We start from the raw sequence: 15,980 nt of genomic DNA, 5'->3' as shown, positions 1-15,980 counted from the left end.
CCGACCGCAAGGGTCGGGCGAGGGCGCGCGGCTCTAGAGGCGACCCATCAGCACAAGGATGATCAGGATGACCAGGACCAGGCCCAGGCCGCCGCTGGGGAAGTAGCCCCACGAACGGCTGTGGCCCCAGGTCGGCAGCGCGCCGATCAGGGCCAGGATCAGGATGATGATGAGGATCGTACCGAGCATTTCGTTCTCCCGTGGTGCGCGGTCCCAGGCTTGGCCAGGGTCGCGGTGTCGGGAGGGGAATGTGCGGCGCCGCTTGTCGGTTCCGGTGAAGTTCAGGGCCTATAGCCCGGGAACATCCTCGGCCTTGCGGAGTTTGTGCGCCCACAACGCGCCGATCACCGCGCCCTTGACGCGCGGCAGCAGCACCAGGGTCAGGGTTCCCAGCGGGATGATCGTCAACGGCACCACCAGCAGCGGCGGCGCCTTCCAGATGAACGGGAAGAACAGCAGCGGAGCCACGAACAGGTGGCCGATGATCAGGATGGTGAAATAGGCCGGGCCGTCGTCGGCCGGGTAGTGGGCCAGCTCGTGGCCGCAGACCTCGCAGTCGTGATCGACCTTCAGGTAGCGCGAATAAAGCCGGCCTTCGCCGCAGTTGGGGCAACGATGCAGGACGCCACGCTTGAGGCCGGTCAGAAAGCTGGGAGCGGTAGAGCTACTCATATCGCTCATATGCGCCTCCTCAAGCCATGTGAAAAGGGTGACTCAGCGCCGCACTTTTTAGTTAACGGCGTGTGTACGCGATTGACGCAAAGTATCGGTCCAGTTCAATTCAGAACACGATACCGCCAAGATTGACCAGATTGCGGCGATCTAGTCTTCCAATCGCCGTTCGTCAATCGGCGATATTTTCAATGCAGAGTGGAACCGGATCCGAACTCGAGTGTTGCGAAGCTGTGCTTGATCGGAGGTTGATCGCCATGTCCGAACCCCAGACCCCATCGCCGACCCCGCCCGAACCCCGGGTGGCCGCGTCCAAGGCCGAGAAGGCCGCCAAGCACGCCCCCGATCACCAGATCGCGCCGCACGAAAAGCGGGCGATCGCGGCCGAGACGTCCCGCGAAGAGGACGCCTGACCGCGACCGAGTGACTATTTCCTGGCGTCCTTGGCGGTGTCGCTGACCGCGCGGCCGGCGGCCGAGACGTCGCGGCCCACGCCTTCGATGGTGTTGCAGGCCGAAACCAGCAGGGCGGCCGCCGCGGCGACCAGGACGGTGATCTTGCGCATAGTGAAGCTCCAGCGAAATGGCGCGGGAACTTAACCGTGGCGACCGGCGCGCTTCAAGGGCGCGCCGGCCCTCAAGGCCTAGCGCGCCCGGCGGATCGAGCTGATCTGGTCGTTCCACTCGCGGGGCAGCACGAACTGGTCGGCGTCCAGCTTGCTGCAGCGGCCCTGGTAGTTGACGTGCTCGCAGATCTCCCACCGGCTGGCGTCGCGGACGATCTTGATCGAGGAGGCCCGGTCGTTGAACTTGACCGCGCCCAGATCGGGGATGTCGCCGATCACCTCATAGGCGGCGCCTTCGTAGCCCTTGTCCTCGAACAGCACGATGTCGCCGCGCCAGCCGCCGTTCGGACGACCGCCGCCGCCCGGACCGCCGCCGTTCCAGCCGCCGCCGTTGCCGGCCAGGCTCTGGCAGATCAGCTTGCCGTCGCCATTGGCCATGCCCTGGCTGTTGCAATCGCGCACATAGGCGCTGACCCAGGCCCAACCGCCGCGGCTGGTCTTGCAGCGCGCATGGACTTCGCCGTTGAAGGCCGTGATCTCGCGGCAGGACTGGAAGTACGAACCGCGCGGCGGCTCCTGATATGGCCCGTTCCAGTTCGGCGCCTGGGCCAGGGCGGCGACGGCGGCCAGCGACGCGGCGGCGAACGTTATGAGGCTGAGGGTCTTGCGCATGGTCTTGGGTCCCCACTGAACTTTGCAACTCTATCGCGCAAAGCTAGGCCTTGCGACCCTGAACGCGGGCTGAACATCGGCCGCCATGCCAAGCCCTGGCGGCGGCCTCTCATCCCGTCGCGACGGATTCACCATTTTCGGAAATGATTAACCTCAAGCTTTGGCCATTCCTTAGGGCCTAGCTGCGACAACTCGCGTCATCAGTTGTTGCTCGCAGGGGATTGAGCCATGAAATATCCGATCGCCATCGTCGCTGGTTTCGCCGGCGCGCTCTTCGTCGCTCAGGCCGCTTCGGCCGCCGGTGGTTTCGAAGACCAAATGGGCCGCTGCCTGCAGCAGTACGCCAACACCCGTGACGCCGCTCAGGTGATGCTCGAGTGCACCGCCGACGCTGGCAAGCTGGGCGACTGCAAGGTTGTCGAGAACTCGGCCGCCGGCAAGGGCTTCGACAAGGCCGCCATGTGCATCGCCGAAAAGCTGCCGATGGGCTCGAAGTCCGGTTCGGTGAAGGTTCCCTTCCGCTTCCCGGGCGGCGCGTGAGCCTAAGCGCCTAGCGCCTGAAAACATCGCCCCCGTCGATCCGTCGACGGGGGCGATTTTCGTTTGGGGCCAAGGTTACCGCGCCTTGCGCGCGCCGGGCCGATAGTCCTCGCGGACATGGCCTTTCAGCTGGTCCTCGGTGAACAGCACCGGCTTGGTCTTCATGGCCACGAACAGCGGGGTCTGGTCGGCATAGTGGGGCGAGCCGCTGTCCAGCGTCGCCGAGCCGAACTGGTGAATGCTGTCCGAGCGCAGCGTCCCGTTCCGATCCCAGGTCACGAACATGATGAACGTGTCGCCGCCGTCGGCGGTCAGCGTGCCGTCCTTCTGCGGCTGGCCCCAGACCGAGCGATAGGTGTCGGCCATGCCGTCGATGGGCAGGTCGACCTTGCCCCGGCGGATGCGATTGACCTGGCCCCACTCGGGATCGAGGCGGCCGAAATGGGTCTTCAGCGTCGTGATCGCGGTCTTCAGCGTGTCGCGCGGATCCAGCTCCGGCTCGCCGCTGGTGCGGGCGAACAGGATGGGCTGGCTCGTCAGGGCGACCAGGGCCGTTCCCCGATTGTGGATGTCGGCCTTGCGGTCCCAGCCCTTCAGGATCGCCTGGGCGGCGGCCAGATCCTTGTCGCCCTTCGGGTCGATCGCGGTCAGCTTGGCGATCAGCTCCTCCAGGCCCGAGCGCGGGCTCGAGACCAGGTCGTACTTGTAGCGGCGGAAGCTCTCGTCGGTGATCGCAGGGTCGACGCCGACCGTCTCCTGCATGCGCAGGGCGCGGTTGGTCATGTTGGTCTGCAGGCCCATCGAGGCCGGGAAGTCGGCGGGCTTGAGGTCATCGGTCGGATCGCTGGCGTGGAACGGCGTGTTGTTGGAGTTGAACACGAAGCCCGACTTTGGATTCCACAGCTGCGGGCTCTTCTCGACCGGCAAGTAGCCCTGCCAGATCAGGTCCGAGCGGTCGCCGGGCAGCACGTGGGCCCAGTTGGCCGCGACGGTGCGGTTGGGGTACTGGCCGTTGTGGACGAAGCCAATGTTCCCGGCCGCGTCGCCATAGACGTAGTTCAGGCTGGGCAGGGCGTGGACGGCGATGGCCGCGCGCCAGTCCTCGACGTTGCGGGCCTTGTCGAGCTTCCAGTACTGCACCGGCTGGCGGTATTCGCCCATGCCGGCGTAGCGGACGGCGAAGACGCCGGACTTGGTCTCCAGCACCGGGCCGTGCGCCGAGCGCAGCACCGCCTTGCGCACCGGCAGGACGATCGGCCCCCACAGCTTGACGCGCAGGGTGGCGGTGGTCCGTTCGAAGTCGCGCCAGGCGCCGTCGAGACGGTACTGGTTCCTGTTCTGCGGATTGATCGTCAACCGGTAGACGTCGACCAGGTCCGGCTTGGAGACGGTGTTGGCCCAGCCCAGCGTGGCGTTGTGGCCGTGCAGCATGAACGGCGAGCCGGGGAAGAAGCCGCCGGCCACATGCCAGCCCTGGCCGCTCTCGACCACGGCCTCGTACCAGGCGACCGGGCCGGTATAGGGCTGGTGCGAATTGACCAGCAGCCGCGTGGCGCCGTCGGCGTTGCGCGAGGGGGCGATGGCCAGTCCGTTCGAGCCCTTGGGCGGCGGAGGCGGGCCGCCCGGCGCGGTGATCGCCTTCAGCTCGGTGTCCAGGCCATAGAAGAACGGCTGCTTGAAGACGAAGCCGGCCTCGATGTCCTTGCCGGTGACCGGCAGCAGGCCCGGAACCGTCGCTTCGGGATGCAGGGCGCCATAGTGGTTCACCCCGTCGGCATACGCCTGCAGCACCGCCCGCACGTCGGCCGGCAGCTTGTCGTAATTGGCGTTCACCGTCGGCCAGACGTTCAGCAGCGAGACCACGTAGTCGGTCGGCGCGGCGCTGGCGCCCTTGGTGCGGGCCAGCACGCCGCGCGTGGCCAGGGTGACGTCGCGCAGGGTCGCGAAGTCGTCCTCGCTCTGGGCGAAGCCCAGGCCATAGGCCGCGTCCGCGTCGGTCTTGCCCAGGATGTGCGGCACGCCCCACTCGTCGCGGCGGATGCGGACGTCGTAGCGCCCGCCGGCGGCGATCAGCTGGGCGCGGTCGGGGGCCTCGGGCAGGCTGGCCCGGTCGATGACGATCAGGGCCAGGACCGCCAGTACGCCAAGCGCCAACAGTCCGCCGATCCCGCGCAGGATCCACCGCATTCCAGCCTCCCCGGCTTTTCTCGTTGCCGCGATCATGGGCGCAAGCGGCGGGGCAGGGGAAGGGCGACGCTGGGGAAGGGCTTCCAAAGCGCGATGATTTTCCGTTGTCATCCCGGCCGCAGCGCTGTCCGGGATGACAAGAATTTTGGCGGTAGGCGTCTACGGTCAACTCAATCGCGCCGTTTGAGCTAGCTTTGGTCACCTGTTGTCACCGGTGTCAGTCTGTTCGTAAGCTCGCCGCCAGCGCCCGGTCACAGGGCGCGCGACAGCCTGGGAAGAAACGCATGGTCCTGATCTGGAACCGTCGACGCCTGCTGGCCGCCAGCGGCCTGGCGCTGTGGGCCTCGTCCGCGCGCGCCGACGACGGCAAGCCCGAGCCCATCGCCCTGTGGCCCGGCGCGGCGCCCGGCGGCGAAAGGGTCAAGGCGGTCCAGACCCTGCTGCCCTACACCATGCCCGACGGCACGATCGACAACAGCGTCGCCGGCGTCACCCGTCCCACCGTCGCGATCTATCCCGGCGTTGGAGCCAGTGCGGCCAAGGTCGCCGTGCTGGTCATTCCCGGCGGCGGCTTCAACAAGGTGGTGGCTGACAAGGAGGGCCACGCCATCGCCCGATGGCTGGCCGGGGAGGGGATCACCGCCGGGGTGCTGGTCTACCGCCTGCCCGGCGACGGCTGGACCGCGCGGGCCGACGTTACCCTGCAGGACGCCCAGCGGGCCATGCGGCTGCTGCGGGCCAGGTCCGGCGCGACGATGGTCGGGGCCCTGGGCTTCTCGGCCGGCGGCACGATCGCGGCGGCCCTGGCCTCGCGCGGCGACGAGAAGATCTATCCCGCGGTCGACGCGCTGGATGCGACCTCGGCGACGCCCGACTTCGTCGGCCTGGGTTACGCTTATCTGACCCTGCCCAAGCCGGCGCGGCCGGAGTTCCTGCCGTTCCGGGGCTTCACCAGGCCGACCAGGGCCTTCCTGTTCCACGCCGTCGACGACATGCGGGTGCCGGTTGAGAACAGCCGCCAGGCCGTCATCGACATCCGCAAGACCGGCGGAACGGCCGAAGAGCACGAATACGCCACGGGAGGTCACGGTTTCGCCCTGACCTCGCCGCCCGGCGCGCCGGCGGCGGTGTGGCCGGGGCAGTTCCTGGCCTGGGTCAGGGCGTTGAAATCCTGACGGACTTGTAATGATAACGTCGTTCGCCGGCGTGCGCTGAAGCTGCTACCAAGATCGAAAATCAGGGAGGCGCGCATGGCTCGCTCACACATGGTCTCGGTCTTGGCGGCTCTGGCCGTCGGTGCTTCGTTCGGCGGCATGGCGTCCGCCCAGGTTCCGGCCAGCATCACGGCGGCGATCGCCAGTCCGGCGCGTCCGGCCGAAGACACCGCCCGCGACGCGGCGCGCCATCCTGGCGAGCTGCTGGCCTTCGCGGGCGTGAAGCCGGGCGACACGGTGGTCGATTTCATCATCGGCGGCGGCTATTTCACCCGCATCCTGTCGGGCGTGGTCGGTCCCAAGGGCGTGGTCTACGCCTACCAGCCGGCCGAGTTCATCAAGTTTCAGGCCAAGTACGGCGAGAACCTCAAGGCCGTCACGGCGGCCCTGCCCAACAGCAAGCCGCTGGACGGCAGCGTCATCGCGCTGGACCTGCCCGACAATCTGGACGTGGTCTTCACCGTGCAGAACTATCATGACCTGCACCTGAAGCCCTTCCCGACCACCACGGCCGCCAACGTCAACGCCGAGGTGTTCAAGTCGCTGAAGCCGGGCGGCGTCTTCGTGATCGTCGACCACGCGGCCGCCGCGGGCTCGGGGATCACGGCCGCCGACAGCCTGCACCGCATCGACGTCGCCGCCGTCCGCGCCGAGGTCGAGGCCGCCGGCTTCAAGCTTGAGGCCGAAAGCCCGCTGCTGCGCGACGCCGCCGACCCGCACACGGCCAGCGTCTTCGATCCGTCCATCCGCGGGAAGACCGATCAGTTCGTGCTGAAGTTCCGCAAGCCGGGCTAAGGCACGTCCGGGCGGGCGTGCGGCGGGAACGCCGCGCGCTCGCGCAGGCGCTGATAATAGGCGGTGACGACCGGCAGGTCGGCGCGCTCGAACGGCGTGGTGATCCAGCGGTGCGTCGACACGCCGATGACGACGTCGGCCAGGGTGAAGTCCGGTCCTGCCGCATAGGCGCCGGTGGTCTCCAGCTGGCGGGCCAGCAGGGTCATCTGGGCGTCCCAGGCCTTGGTGCTGGCGGCGATCCGCGCGGGATCGTCATAGCCCGGCGTCTTGCGGGCCAGGGCCATGAAGGCGTAGCGCCAGGACTCGTTGAGCTCGGTGGACTGCCAGTCCATCCATTGCTCGACCCCGGCCCGGCCGCGCGGATCGGTCGGCAGCAGCGCCCCGTCGCCATGACGCTGAGCCAGATACCGGCAGATGGTGTTGCTCTCCCACAGCGGGCCGTGCTCGTCGATCAGCACCGGCACCAGGCCGTTGGGATTGAGGGCCAGGAACTCGGGGCGGTCGGTGGGCGTGTACCCCGTCCCCCAGTCCTCGCGATCATAGGCCAGGCCCAGCTCGTCCAGCGTCCACAGCACCTTGCGGACGTTCAGGGACGAGGTGCGGCCCAGGATCTTCAGCATCGAGCTAGCGGGTCATCCAGGGCTTGGACTTGCCGGCCTGCACGCCGGCGGCCTGCTCGCGCTGGAACTTGCCTCCGCGCGGCGGCTTGGGCTTGGCGGCCAGGGCGGCGTTCTTCAGGCGCAGGGCGCGCTGGATCGGGGTCTCTTCGGGAGCGTCGGGCGTATCGGTCATGGCGCGGCTATAGCAGAGGCGGGGCTGCGAGGCACGCATCCGCCCGCGCGATCTTGCCTTGAGATGGCCGCCGTTGCCGGTCAAGGTCCAGCCATGACCCGGCCCAGCCTCGCCCTGACCGTTCTCGCCGCCTGCGCCTTGACCGGCGTTGCGCAGGCCCAGGTGCGGGCGAGCGAGGAGCCCAACGCCGTCTCGCCGGTGACGGTGATGCCGCCGACGGCGCCGCCCAAGGTGGTCGACAGCTATCCCGCCGAGGGCCAGTCCATCGCGCCCGGCGTGCTGGTGCTGAAGGTGACCTTCGACCAGAAGATGACGCCCAGGGGCTTCAACTACGCCGCCGCGCCCGACGGCGAGCAGCCTGAATGCGTCGTCACGCCCCGGCTGCTGAAGGACGAGAAGACCTTCGTGCTGCTGTGCCGGGTGACCTCGGGCAAGACCTACAAGGTGGTCCTCAACGCCCAGCGGCCGGGCGGCTTCGCCAACCAGGCCGAGAACCCGGCCGAGAGCCATGTCCTGACCTTCCAGGTGGTGAAGGGCGATCTGGTCACCACCGTGCCGCGCGCCATGGCGGCGGCGGGGCTGAAGGCCGACGAGACGCCGATCGAGGACGATCCGTCCCGCGCCGTCGCGCCGTCGAACCTGACCGCCAGCCGCTAGGGCGTCCAAGCTGAAGCTTTAGTGGCGCGCGCGCTCCGGCTGGGGCATCGTCCCGGCGTGAGCGAGGACAGCAACACGACGCGCGACTGGAGCGGGGCCGACCTGGACCTCGTCGTGGGCGACTATTTCGTCATGCTGGGCAAGGAGTTGGCCGGCAAGATCGCTGATCGCGCAGCTCACCAGCGCGCCCTTCGATTCGTCAGCGGACGGTCCGGCGCGGCCATCGAATGGAAGCAGTGCGACGTCTCCGCCGCCCTGACCTTGATCGGCCTGCCGATCCTGCGGGACTTCCAGCCGCGCTGGAATTTGGCCGACGACCTGCTGGACGCGGTCGACCGGCATCTGACCGCCAAGCCCGCCCTGATCACCGCCATGATGCGGCCCGTCTCGCTGTTCACCGCCGTCCAGCCGCCGACCCTGATGGAGGGCGCGTCGCCCGGCTTCGACCCCGTCCAGGTCGCGCCGCCGCAGCGCGCCGCCGCCTTGGTCGCCAAGTTCGATCCCGCCGCCCGCGACCAGGCCGACCGCCTGCTGACCGAGACTGGCCGCGCCGCCGTCGTCGCGTTCGAGCGCCGCCGCCTGACCGAGCGCGGCCGTTCGGACCTGGCCGAGCAGGTGCGCCTGGCCGGCGCGTCGGACGAAGGCCACGACGTGCTCGGCTTCGGCCTGACGGGCGAGGCGCGGCGGATCATCGTCAAGACCACCACCGGCGGTGTGGCCACGCCCTTCGCCCTGACCGACGCCGAGGACGCCCTCTGGCGCGCGCAGCCGGCGGCCTGTCGGATCTACCGCCTCCACGACCTGGGCCGGGACCTGCGGTTCTACAAGCTGCGTCCAACCTGTGATGCCGTCGCGCCCGCGTCGGAAGCGGCGGCGCAGGCGGACGCCGCGAGCGTCGGCTAGAGCGGCGGTCGCACCTCACACGAAAACGCCGCCCGGCGATGAGCCGGACGGCGTTCATGTCGAACCCTGAGACCGCTAAGCGGTCCGAAGAGCCCTAGTACTTCACCTTCAGGCGGGCGTACCAGAAGCCGCCGTTCATGCCGAACGGACCGCCCGAGCGCGGATAGATCTGACCGTCGGCGGTGCTGCCGGTCAGGGCGTAGATCGGGTTGGCCGTGGTCGGCTTGAGCTTGTCAGGATATTCGTCGAACAGGTTATTGGCGCCGATGGTCACCGTGTACTTTTCCGCGACCGTGTAGCTCAGGTCGAGGTCGGCGGTGACCTTCGAGCCAAACTTCTGGCCCGGATAGTCCTGATTGGTGCTCCAGCTGCTGTAGTAGTTGCCGCGGGCGTTGATCAGGAAGCCGCCGACCTCGTAGCTGGCCGAGACGTTGGCGCGGTGCTTGGGCGTGATGTTCTCGATGTCGTAGATCCGGTCGGCGCCGATGGCCACCGGGTCGGACTTGGTCACCTCGCTCTTGTTGTAGCTGTAGGCCAGCGTGAAGCTCAGCGGGTTTTCCAGCAGCTCGGTGCGATAGGTGGCGACGGCGTCGATGCCCTTGGTCTCGGTGTCGAAGCCATTGGTGAAGTAGGCCACCGCGCCGCCGACGCCGACCGCGGCGAGCGCGGGCTGGGCGACGATGTCGGCGGCGACGACGTCGAACGTGCTGGTGATGCTGATGCGGTCCTTCACCTTGATCAGATAGCCGTCGACGGTGAGGGTCAGGTTGCTGAGCGGGTTGAAGATGAACCCGACGCCGTAGTTGGTGGACTTTTCAGGCGTCAGGGTCTTCGCGCCGAAGTACTTGGCGATGGCGCTGGTCACCGGATAGGTGCCGGTCTGAACCTGCTCGCCGCCCGGCGCGAAGGCGGTCGTCAGGATCTCGGTGTTGCTTTGGCCGGGCGACGGGGCGTGGAAGCCGGTGCCCACGGTGCCGCGCACCGAGAACATGTCGGACACGCGATAGAGGGCGTTGGCCTTGCCCACCACGGTGTCGCCGAAGGTGTCGTAGTCCTCGTAGCGACCGGCGACGCCGACCGTGAAGGCCTCGGTGATGTCGGTTTCCGCGCCGAGATAGACGCCGTAGTTGCTCTGGGTCGAGGTCTTGGCCGACGCCGGGCTGGTGCCGCCGTAGCCGCTGGCTCCGGGCGACTGCGAGGCCGTCTCGGGCGAGCCGTTCACGATCGAGCGGGTGTAGACGCCCGGCGTGACCTGCACGTACAGCGGTTGCACGGCGTAGGGGCCCGCGGCGTAAGACTGCAGGTCGCCGGCCGTGGCTTCATACTCTTCGTGACGATACTCGGCGCCGCCCGACAGGGTGATCGGGCTCGCGAAGCCGACCTCGATCGGATAGGTCAGGTCGAGGTTCAGGTTGGTTTCGCGCTGGATCAGCTTGCCGAACTTGAACTCCTTCTGGCTGGTCGGGCCGAAGGAGGCGTTGAGCGAGTTGGTCATGGCCAGGTCGAGCGAGTTCTTGGCCACGGTGGCCGAGAGGTCGTAGGTCAGGCCGTTGTCGGCCTTACCTCGGACGCCCGACGTGCCGTAGAACTGTTCGACCACGCCCTGGAAGCGCGGCGTGAAGCCGGCCGGATAGACGGACGTGAAGCTGAAGGTGTTGCCGTCCTTGACGAAGCCGCCGGTGGGGCAGGTGGCGTTGCCGGTCGGGCACGGCGTCAGATAGATCGGGGCGAAGGAGCCGTTGCGGCCCGGCGAGCCCGTGGACGGCGTACCGGTGCCGTTGTTGGTCGCCAGCGGCGTCGGCGCCGAGATCGGCGAGCGATAGTTGAAGCTCTGATCGGCTTCGCGGTGCCCGATATTGGCCGTCAGATAGATGGTGGCGTTCGCACCGACGTCGTAGCCCGAGTTGAGGAACAGCTTGTAGCCGTTGGTCGGCGACGAGCCCCAGATCTGGGCCGGGCCGGGATAGTTGGGCAGTTGCCCCGCGAGGCCGGGGTTGTTGGCCGCGAAGACGGCCGCGATGGGGCGGGTGGCGCCGCGGCTGGTTTGGCCGTCGTCGAAATACTCGCCCGACACGTTGACGAAGCCCGCGTCGAACAGCTTGAAGCCGGCGTTGACGGCGAACTGATAGCTCTTGCCGTCGCCGGCATAGGTCTGGCCATAGCGCGCCTGGGCTTCGAAGCCGCTGTCGCTGTCGCGCAGGCCGTAGTTGATGACGCCGCCGATGGCGTCGGAACCGTATTGGGCGGTCGCGCCGTCACGCAGGATCTGCAGGTTCTTGACGGCGATCGACGGGATCATCGACAGGTCGACGGCTTGCGCGCCCAGCGACAGGGCGGTGTCGCCGCCCGTGACCACCTGAACCAGGGCCGAGCGGTTGTACCGCTTGCCGTTGATCATCACGAGCACCTGGTCGGCGCCCAGACCGCGCAGCGACGGCGCGCGCACGAAGGTGGAGGCGTCGGAGATGGTGTTCTGCGGCACGTAGAACGACGGGACGAGGTTCTTGACCACGTCCAGCATGTCGGCGGCCGGCTGGCGGCTCAGTTCCTCGCCGCCGAAGACGTCGATCGGCGACGGCGAATCCACGACCGAGCGGTCGGTTCTGCGCGTGCCGACGACGATGAGGGTGTCGACCTCGGTCGAGACCGCGGCCTTGTCTGCCGGCTCGGCCGGCAGGTCGGCGGCGCTGGCCAGGCTGGTATAGGCCAAGGCGATCGAAAGAGTCGAAATTCCCGAAAGCAGAATAGTCCGCGACAACTTAGTCATACATACCCCTCGTAGCGCTAGGCGCGCGTTTGTTGTTGCTAAGTGACGTTCCCGGCGACGCGTTTTCTTGTTTTGATGCGCGAATACAGGCGCAACTCACGAGAGTTGCGCGACCGAAACAGTTCGTCAGGGGCGAAATATCCGCAATAGGCGCAACCGTCACGGGAAGGTAACGGCGGTCTTTGAGGCGCTGGCTGCACCATTGCACGGCGCCCGCCATGTCGTTTTGTGCAGGTCGCGATCATAATCGCGGCGCCGCGATTTTTCGTGAGGTCGCGCCCTGAGCGTCAAAAACGTGCCGGACGTTTGGGTGAGTCCGGGCGCCCAAAAACAACTTCGCCCGGCGTCGGGGGACGCCGGGCGAAGCGCGCCGCGATCGAGGCTTCGGACTAGAAGTCCATGCGCAGGCCGACGCGGAAGGTGCGGCCGTTGGTGTCGTAGAGGCTGCGGTTGGTCTGCGGATAGCCGACCGTGTTCTCGGCCCCCAGGTTGCCGGGGTTGGCGACCAGGACCGGGTCCTTGTTGAAGAGGTTCTTCACCGAGATGAAGGCCTCGCCCGACTTCTCGGCCACCTCGAACTTGAAGGTCGCCGAGGTGTCGACATAGAGCGCGCCCTTCACGCTGTTGTCGTTGATCGTGTAGTAGGGCGCGACGCTGGCCGGGCAGGCGCTCTGGCATTCGGTGTAGGCGTTGCTGACCACGCCGTCGCTGACGCCGCGGGCCGTCAGGTTGAAGGCCCAGTTGTCGAGATTGTAGTTGGCCGTCAGGCGGTAGACCCAGTCGGGGGTGCTGCCGGTGTTGGCGCCGGCCAGGTCGATGTGGGTCACGCCGTCGTCGGTGACGTTCTCGATATAGTGGGTGAACATGCCGCGCAGGGCCAGCTCGCCCGCGCCCCACGACACCAGGTCGCTCATGCTGGTGCGGTACGAGACTTCGACGTCCAGGCCCTTGGCGGTCATCTTGTTGAGGTTGGCGTAGTAGAGATCGATCGTGTTGAGCACGCCGCCGACGAACTTCAGGTTGCTGCAGTACGACGTGACCTTCTGGATGTAGCAGTAGTCGGCCACCTGCTGGGCGGTGACGAAGCTGATCACCCCTTTGACCGAGATGTCGTAATAGTCGACCGAGGCCTGCACGCCCGGCAGGAAGCGCGGCGAGACCACCACGCCCACGCCGAAGCCGTCGGCCACTTCGGGCTTGGCGCTCGGATTGCCCTGCAGGTTCTGGACGAAGGCGGTGGAGACGCCGTTGATGTTCACCGAGTTGGAGCGGGCGGTGCCGGCGTCGTAGAGCTCGCTCATGTTGGCGGCCCGGATGTCGCGCGAGGCCGAACCCCGGAACTTGATGTCCGCGATCGGCGCGTAGGTCACGCCGGCCTTCCAGGTCTTGACCGTGCCCGAGGTGCTGTAGTCGGTGACGCGGAAGGCGCCGTTGAAGTCCGCGCCCTTGAACAGCGGGACCACGGCTTCGGCATAGGCCTCGGCGACGTCGTACTTGCCGCTGGTGGCGCGGAAGTTGCCGTATTTCCAGCCGCTGCTTTGATACTGCGCCTCGACGTAGCCGCCCATCTCCTCCTTGCGATACTCGGCGCCGGTGGCCAGCGAGATCGGCCCCGCCCAGCCTTGGATGTCGTTGGTGCGGAAGTTGAAGGCCGCGACGTCCTGGGTGAAGTGCTGGTCGCGATAGGGCGTGCCCAGCACATAGGCCAGCGCCGCCTTGCTGGCCACGCCCTGGCCGAAGCGGTTCAGCGGCACGCAGCCGTTGGTCGGGTCGGTGATGGTGGAGCGACAGACGATCTGGCCGTTATAGAGCACCGCGTCGGTGGCCAGGGTCAGGCGGGCGGTGTTCCAGGTCGGGGTCAGCTGCTCGTGGGTCTTGGTCTTGCCGTGCTGGTAATAGGCGTCCCAGTCGATCCCCAGGCCGAAGGCCGAGAAGTCGCCCTTGCCGCCCACCACGTAGCGCTCGGTCTCGCGCTCCATGGCGCTGCCCGAGGCGGGCATGTCGATGTTGCTGGTGCCCATGGTGAACGAGGTCAGGCCCAGGCTGGTCATCTGGCTCTTCACCGACGCCGGCAGGAAGGCGTTGTCCGAGCGGATCGTGATGCCGGTCTGGGTGGGCGAGATGTAGTAGCTGAGCCCTTCGTACTTGGCGTAGGACGCCTGGCCGAAGACCTCGATGTTCGGGGTCAGCTCATACGAGACGCGGCTGAAATAGCTGCTGCGGTCCTCGTCCGGGATCAGGGTGTTGGTGCCCACCATGCCCGAGGACGAATAGTCCCAGTCGCCGCCGACCATCCACTGGCCCGACACCGCGCCATAGGCCAGCTGGTTGACCGCGCCGTTGACGCCGAAATAGGTGCCCTTCAGCGGTCCGGCCGTGATCAGGCCGCCGGGCGTGTAGGTCGAGATGCCGACGTGGTTGGCGACGATATAGTAGGGTGCGCTGGCCGAGGTGTCGGGATTGCGGATGGCGAAATAGCCGGTCCGGTTCCAGTCGCGGTCGATCGTGTGGACGCCTTCCTGGTGGAACCACTCGGCGCTGGCCAGCACGTGGCCCTTGCCGTTGGCGAAGCCGCCGCCGGCGGTCAGGTTGTACTTCCAGTTCTCGCCGTCGCCATAGGTCGTCTCGCCGTATTCCACGGACGACTTGATGCCGGTGTATTCCTTGTCGAGGATGAAGTTGACCACCCCGCCGATGGCGTCCGAGCCATAGGCCGAGGAGGCGCCGCCGGTCACCACCTCGACGCGCGAGATCAGCGATTGGGGGAAGGTGTTGGTGTCGACCTGGCCGGTCGAGGCCGAGACCACCGAGCGCTGGCCGTCGAACAGCACCAGGGTGCGGCCGGTGCCCAGCGAGCGCAGGTTCAGCGCGCTGATGCCGGCCGCGCCGTTGCTGAGCGCGCCGGACGAGTTGGCGGCCGTCGAGCTGCCGGCCACGGAGGGCATGGTGTTGACGAAGTCGGCGATGTTGGCGGGGGCGGAGGCCTTGATCTCCTCCAGGCCCAGGACGTTGACGGGCGTGGGCGAGTCGAAGCCGTCGCGCGCCACGCGCGATCCGGTGACGATCACTGCCTCGACCACTTCGGACGCCGGAGCCGCCGTCTCGGCGGTGGCGGCGGCCGTCTGGGCCAGGGCCGTCTGGCCCGACGCCAGCAGGGCCACGAGGCTCGCGGTCGCCAAAGCATAGCGGCGGGCGCCGACGGCTGAATATTTGCTGTTCCCGAGCTTCATTCTATCCCCCTTGAAAGTTTGATAATCAATCAACGCGATATCCACCGAAGCACTTCCGATGATGATCGAAGACGACAAGGCACGACTTTGCTGTGCGCGCCGAAACGCAGGCGCGCGAAAGCACTCTCTGAATTTGAAGACATTCAGGCCGATCTGTTCTGGCCCGTGTCGGTCGAAACGACCGTCTCGGTTACGCCCGTGCTCGCCGCGCAGCGAAGCTGTCGAGGCGAGTTTTCTGCTTGTTTCCGTCCCCTGGACCGCCCATTGAGGGCGGCGTAGTGCAGTTTGATGATCCGCGCGCGCGACGTCGGGAGACGCCGCGGCGGGAAGACTCGCCGCTCGCAAGTTGCGGCCGAGATCAATTTATCTGAGGCTTGACAGATTACTTTCCTAAAGTCGCTTTTGAGCGTCGAAACTGTATTTCTGCTGCTGGTTTATGCACGGAGTTGCGAATTCAATGTCGAAATCCGACCATCTGGACCTCGATAGCGTCGATTATCAGATCCTGAAGGAGCTTTGCGTCGATGGGCGCGCCTCGGATGTCTCGCTGGGCGAACAAATCAACCTCTCCAGCACCGCCGTGGCCCGTCGGCGCAAGAGCCTGGAAGAGCGTCAGGCGGTGCTGAGCTATTCAGCAAATTTGAACATGCCGATGCTGGGTTACAGCGTGGTGGTGTTCGTGGCCATCGAGTTGAGCTCGCAGGCCGAGCGCGCGCTGAATGAATTCGAGCGCGAAGTGGTCAAGTGTCCGTCGGTGTCCTACTGCGGATTCGTTTCGGGCGACACCGACTTTCTGATCATGCTGAACGTGGAGTCTTTCGAAGACTACGATCGCGTGTATCGACGCGAGCTTTCCACCTTGCCGCACGTGGCCAAGATCCGCAGCAGCTTCGTCATGCGCGAGGTCGCCCGGCGCGGCACGCCGCCGATCGTCTTCCAGGAAAAAGCCAAGGCGCGCCGCGAAGACTAGGGGAGCCTTCAGTCTC

Annotated in this window: 16 protein-coding genes; 7 read left to right on the top strand and 9 right to left on the bottom strand. The window is 66.9% G+C overall.

The window, feature by feature from the left end; genetic code table 11:
* Window positions 1-33 precede the first annotated feature (33 nt).
* Window positions 34-189 (bottom strand): DUF3309 family protein, encoded by a 156-nt coding sequence (locus AC1RUS_RS16575; RefSeq protein ID WP_492917690.1) that lies wholly within the window; start codon window positions 187-189, stop codon window positions 34-36.
* Window positions 190-288: 99 nt separating this feature from the next.
* Complete coding sequence (locus tag AC1RUS_RS16570; RefSeq protein WP_492917688.1) at window positions 289-672, bottom strand: DUF983 domain-containing protein; 384 nt, start codon at window positions 670-672, stop codon at window positions 289-291.
* 257 nt (window positions 673-929) lie between these two features.
* Here AC1RUS_RS16570 and AC1RUS_RS16565 point away from each other — a divergent pair, with 257 nt between their 5' ends.
* Complete coding sequence (locus AC1RUS_RS16565) at window positions 930-1,085, top strand: hypothetical protein (protein ID WP_492917687.1); 156 nt, start codon at window positions 930-932, stop codon at window positions 1,083-1,085.
* Between the two features lie 14 nt (window positions 1,086-1,099).
* On the opposite strand, the gene AC1RUS_RS16560 is transcribed toward AC1RUS_RS16565, so the two are convergent.
* Together AC1RUS_RS16560 and AC1RUS_RS16555 are read right to left on the bottom strand one after the other, a co-directional pair.
* Window positions 1,100-1,237, bottom strand: coding sequence for an entericidin A/B family lipoprotein (locus AC1RUS_RS16560; RefSeq protein WP_492917686.1), 138 nt, complete (start codon window positions 1,235-1,237; stop codon window positions 1,100-1,102).
* Window positions 1,238-1,315: 78 nt separating this feature from the next.
* The gene (locus AC1RUS_RS16555; RefSeq protein ID WP_492917685.1) at window positions 1,316-1,909 is read right to left on the bottom strand and encodes a beta/gamma-crystallin; all 594 of its coding nucleotides are present in this window, start codon (window positions 1,907-1,909) and stop codon (window positions 1,316-1,318) included.
* A 228-nt stretch (window positions 1,910-2,137) separates the two neighbouring features.
* Between AC1RUS_RS16555 and AC1RUS_RS16550 the strand changes: the two genes are divergently transcribed.
* On the top strand, window positions 2,138-2,449 hold the full coding sequence (locus tag AC1RUS_RS16550) for a hypothetical protein (RefSeq protein ID WP_492917684.1): 312 nt from the start codon (window positions 2,138-2,140) through the stop codon (window positions 2,447-2,449).
* Between the two features lie 75 nt (window positions 2,450-2,524).
* Here AC1RUS_RS16550 and AC1RUS_RS16545 read toward each other — a convergent pair whose 3' ends face one another.
* Entirely contained in the window at window positions 2,525-4,636 is a 2,112-nt protein-coding gene (locus AC1RUS_RS16545; RefSeq protein ID WP_492917683.1) for an acylase, read from the bottom strand.
* A 284-nt stretch (window positions 4,637-4,920) separates the two neighbouring features.
* Between AC1RUS_RS16545 and AC1RUS_RS16540 the strand changes: the two genes are divergently transcribed.
* Both AC1RUS_RS16540 and AC1RUS_RS16535 read left to right on the top strand, forming a co-directional pair.
* Window positions 4,921-5,811, top strand: a complete 891-nt coding sequence (locus AC1RUS_RS16540) for an alpha/beta hydrolase (protein ID WP_492917682.1) — start codon at window positions 4,921-4,923, stop codon at window positions 5,809-5,811.
* 75 nt (window positions 5,812-5,886) lie between these two features.
* The gene (locus tag AC1RUS_RS16535) at window positions 5,887-6,645 is read left to right on the top strand and encodes a class I SAM-dependent methyltransferase (protein ID WP_492917681.1); all 759 of its coding nucleotides are present in this window, start codon (window positions 5,887-5,889) and stop codon (window positions 6,643-6,645) included.
* Here the strand turns inward: AC1RUS_RS16535 and AC1RUS_RS16530 are convergent.
* Together AC1RUS_RS16530 and AC1RUS_RS16525 are read right to left on the bottom strand one after the other, a co-directional pair.
* Window positions 6,642-7,265: a glutathione S-transferase family protein gene (locus AC1RUS_RS16530; RefSeq protein ID WP_492917680.1), complete on the bottom strand. Its 624-nt coding sequence runs from the start codon at window positions 7,263-7,265 to the stop codon at window positions 6,642-6,644. The two genes, AC1RUS_RS16535 and AC1RUS_RS16530, sit on opposite strands and share 4 nt — an antisense overlap.
* Window positions 7,266-7,269: 4 nt before the next feature.
* Complete coding sequence (locus AC1RUS_RS16525) at window positions 7,270-7,437, bottom strand: hypothetical protein (protein ID WP_492917679.1); 168 nt, start codon at window positions 7,435-7,437, stop codon at window positions 7,270-7,272.
* A 93-nt stretch (window positions 7,438-7,530) separates the two neighbouring features.
* On the opposite strand from AC1RUS_RS16525, the gene AC1RUS_RS16520 reads away from it, so the two are divergent.
* Together AC1RUS_RS16520 and AC1RUS_RS16515 are read left to right on the top strand one after the other, a co-directional pair.
* Entirely contained in the window at window positions 7,531-8,094 is a 564-nt protein-coding gene (locus AC1RUS_RS16520; protein ID WP_492917678.1) for a hypothetical protein, read from the top strand.
* Window positions 8,095-8,151: 57 nt separating this feature from the next.
* Entirely contained in the window at window positions 8,152-8,997 is an 846-nt protein-coding gene (locus tag AC1RUS_RS16515) for a protein NO VEIN domain-containing protein (protein ID WP_492917677.1), read from the top strand.
* Between the two features lie 94 nt (window positions 8,998-9,091).
* Here the strand turns inward: AC1RUS_RS16515 and AC1RUS_RS16510 are convergent, their stop codons facing one another.
* Together AC1RUS_RS16510 and AC1RUS_RS16505 are read right to left on the bottom strand one after the other, a co-directional pair.
* A complete protein-coding gene (locus AC1RUS_RS16510) occupies window positions 9,092-11,764 on the bottom strand; it encodes a TonB-dependent receptor plug domain-containing protein (RefSeq protein WP_492917676.1) in 2,673 nt (890 codons plus the stop codon).
* 389 nt (window positions 11,765-12,153) lie between these two features.
* Entirely contained in the window at window positions 12,154-14,994 is a 2,841-nt protein-coding gene (locus AC1RUS_RS16505; protein WP_492917675.1) for a TonB-dependent receptor plug domain-containing protein, read from the bottom strand.
* Window positions 14,995-15,451: 457 nt separating this feature from the next.
* Here AC1RUS_RS16505 and AC1RUS_RS16500 point away from each other — a divergent pair, with 457 nt between their 5' ends.
* Window positions 15,452-15,964, top strand: a complete 513-nt coding sequence (locus AC1RUS_RS16500) for an Lrp/AsnC family transcriptional regulator (RefSeq protein WP_492917674.1) — start codon at window positions 15,452-15,454, stop codon at window positions 15,962-15,964.
* The last annotated feature ends 16 nt before the right edge of the window (window positions 15,965-15,980 follow it).

It is taken from the genome of Caulobacter sp. GW821-FHT10F06 (assembly GCF_058809215.1).
Note: the sequence above shows the minus strand (reverse complement) of the source record. Positions and strands in the feature narration are given on the sequence as shown.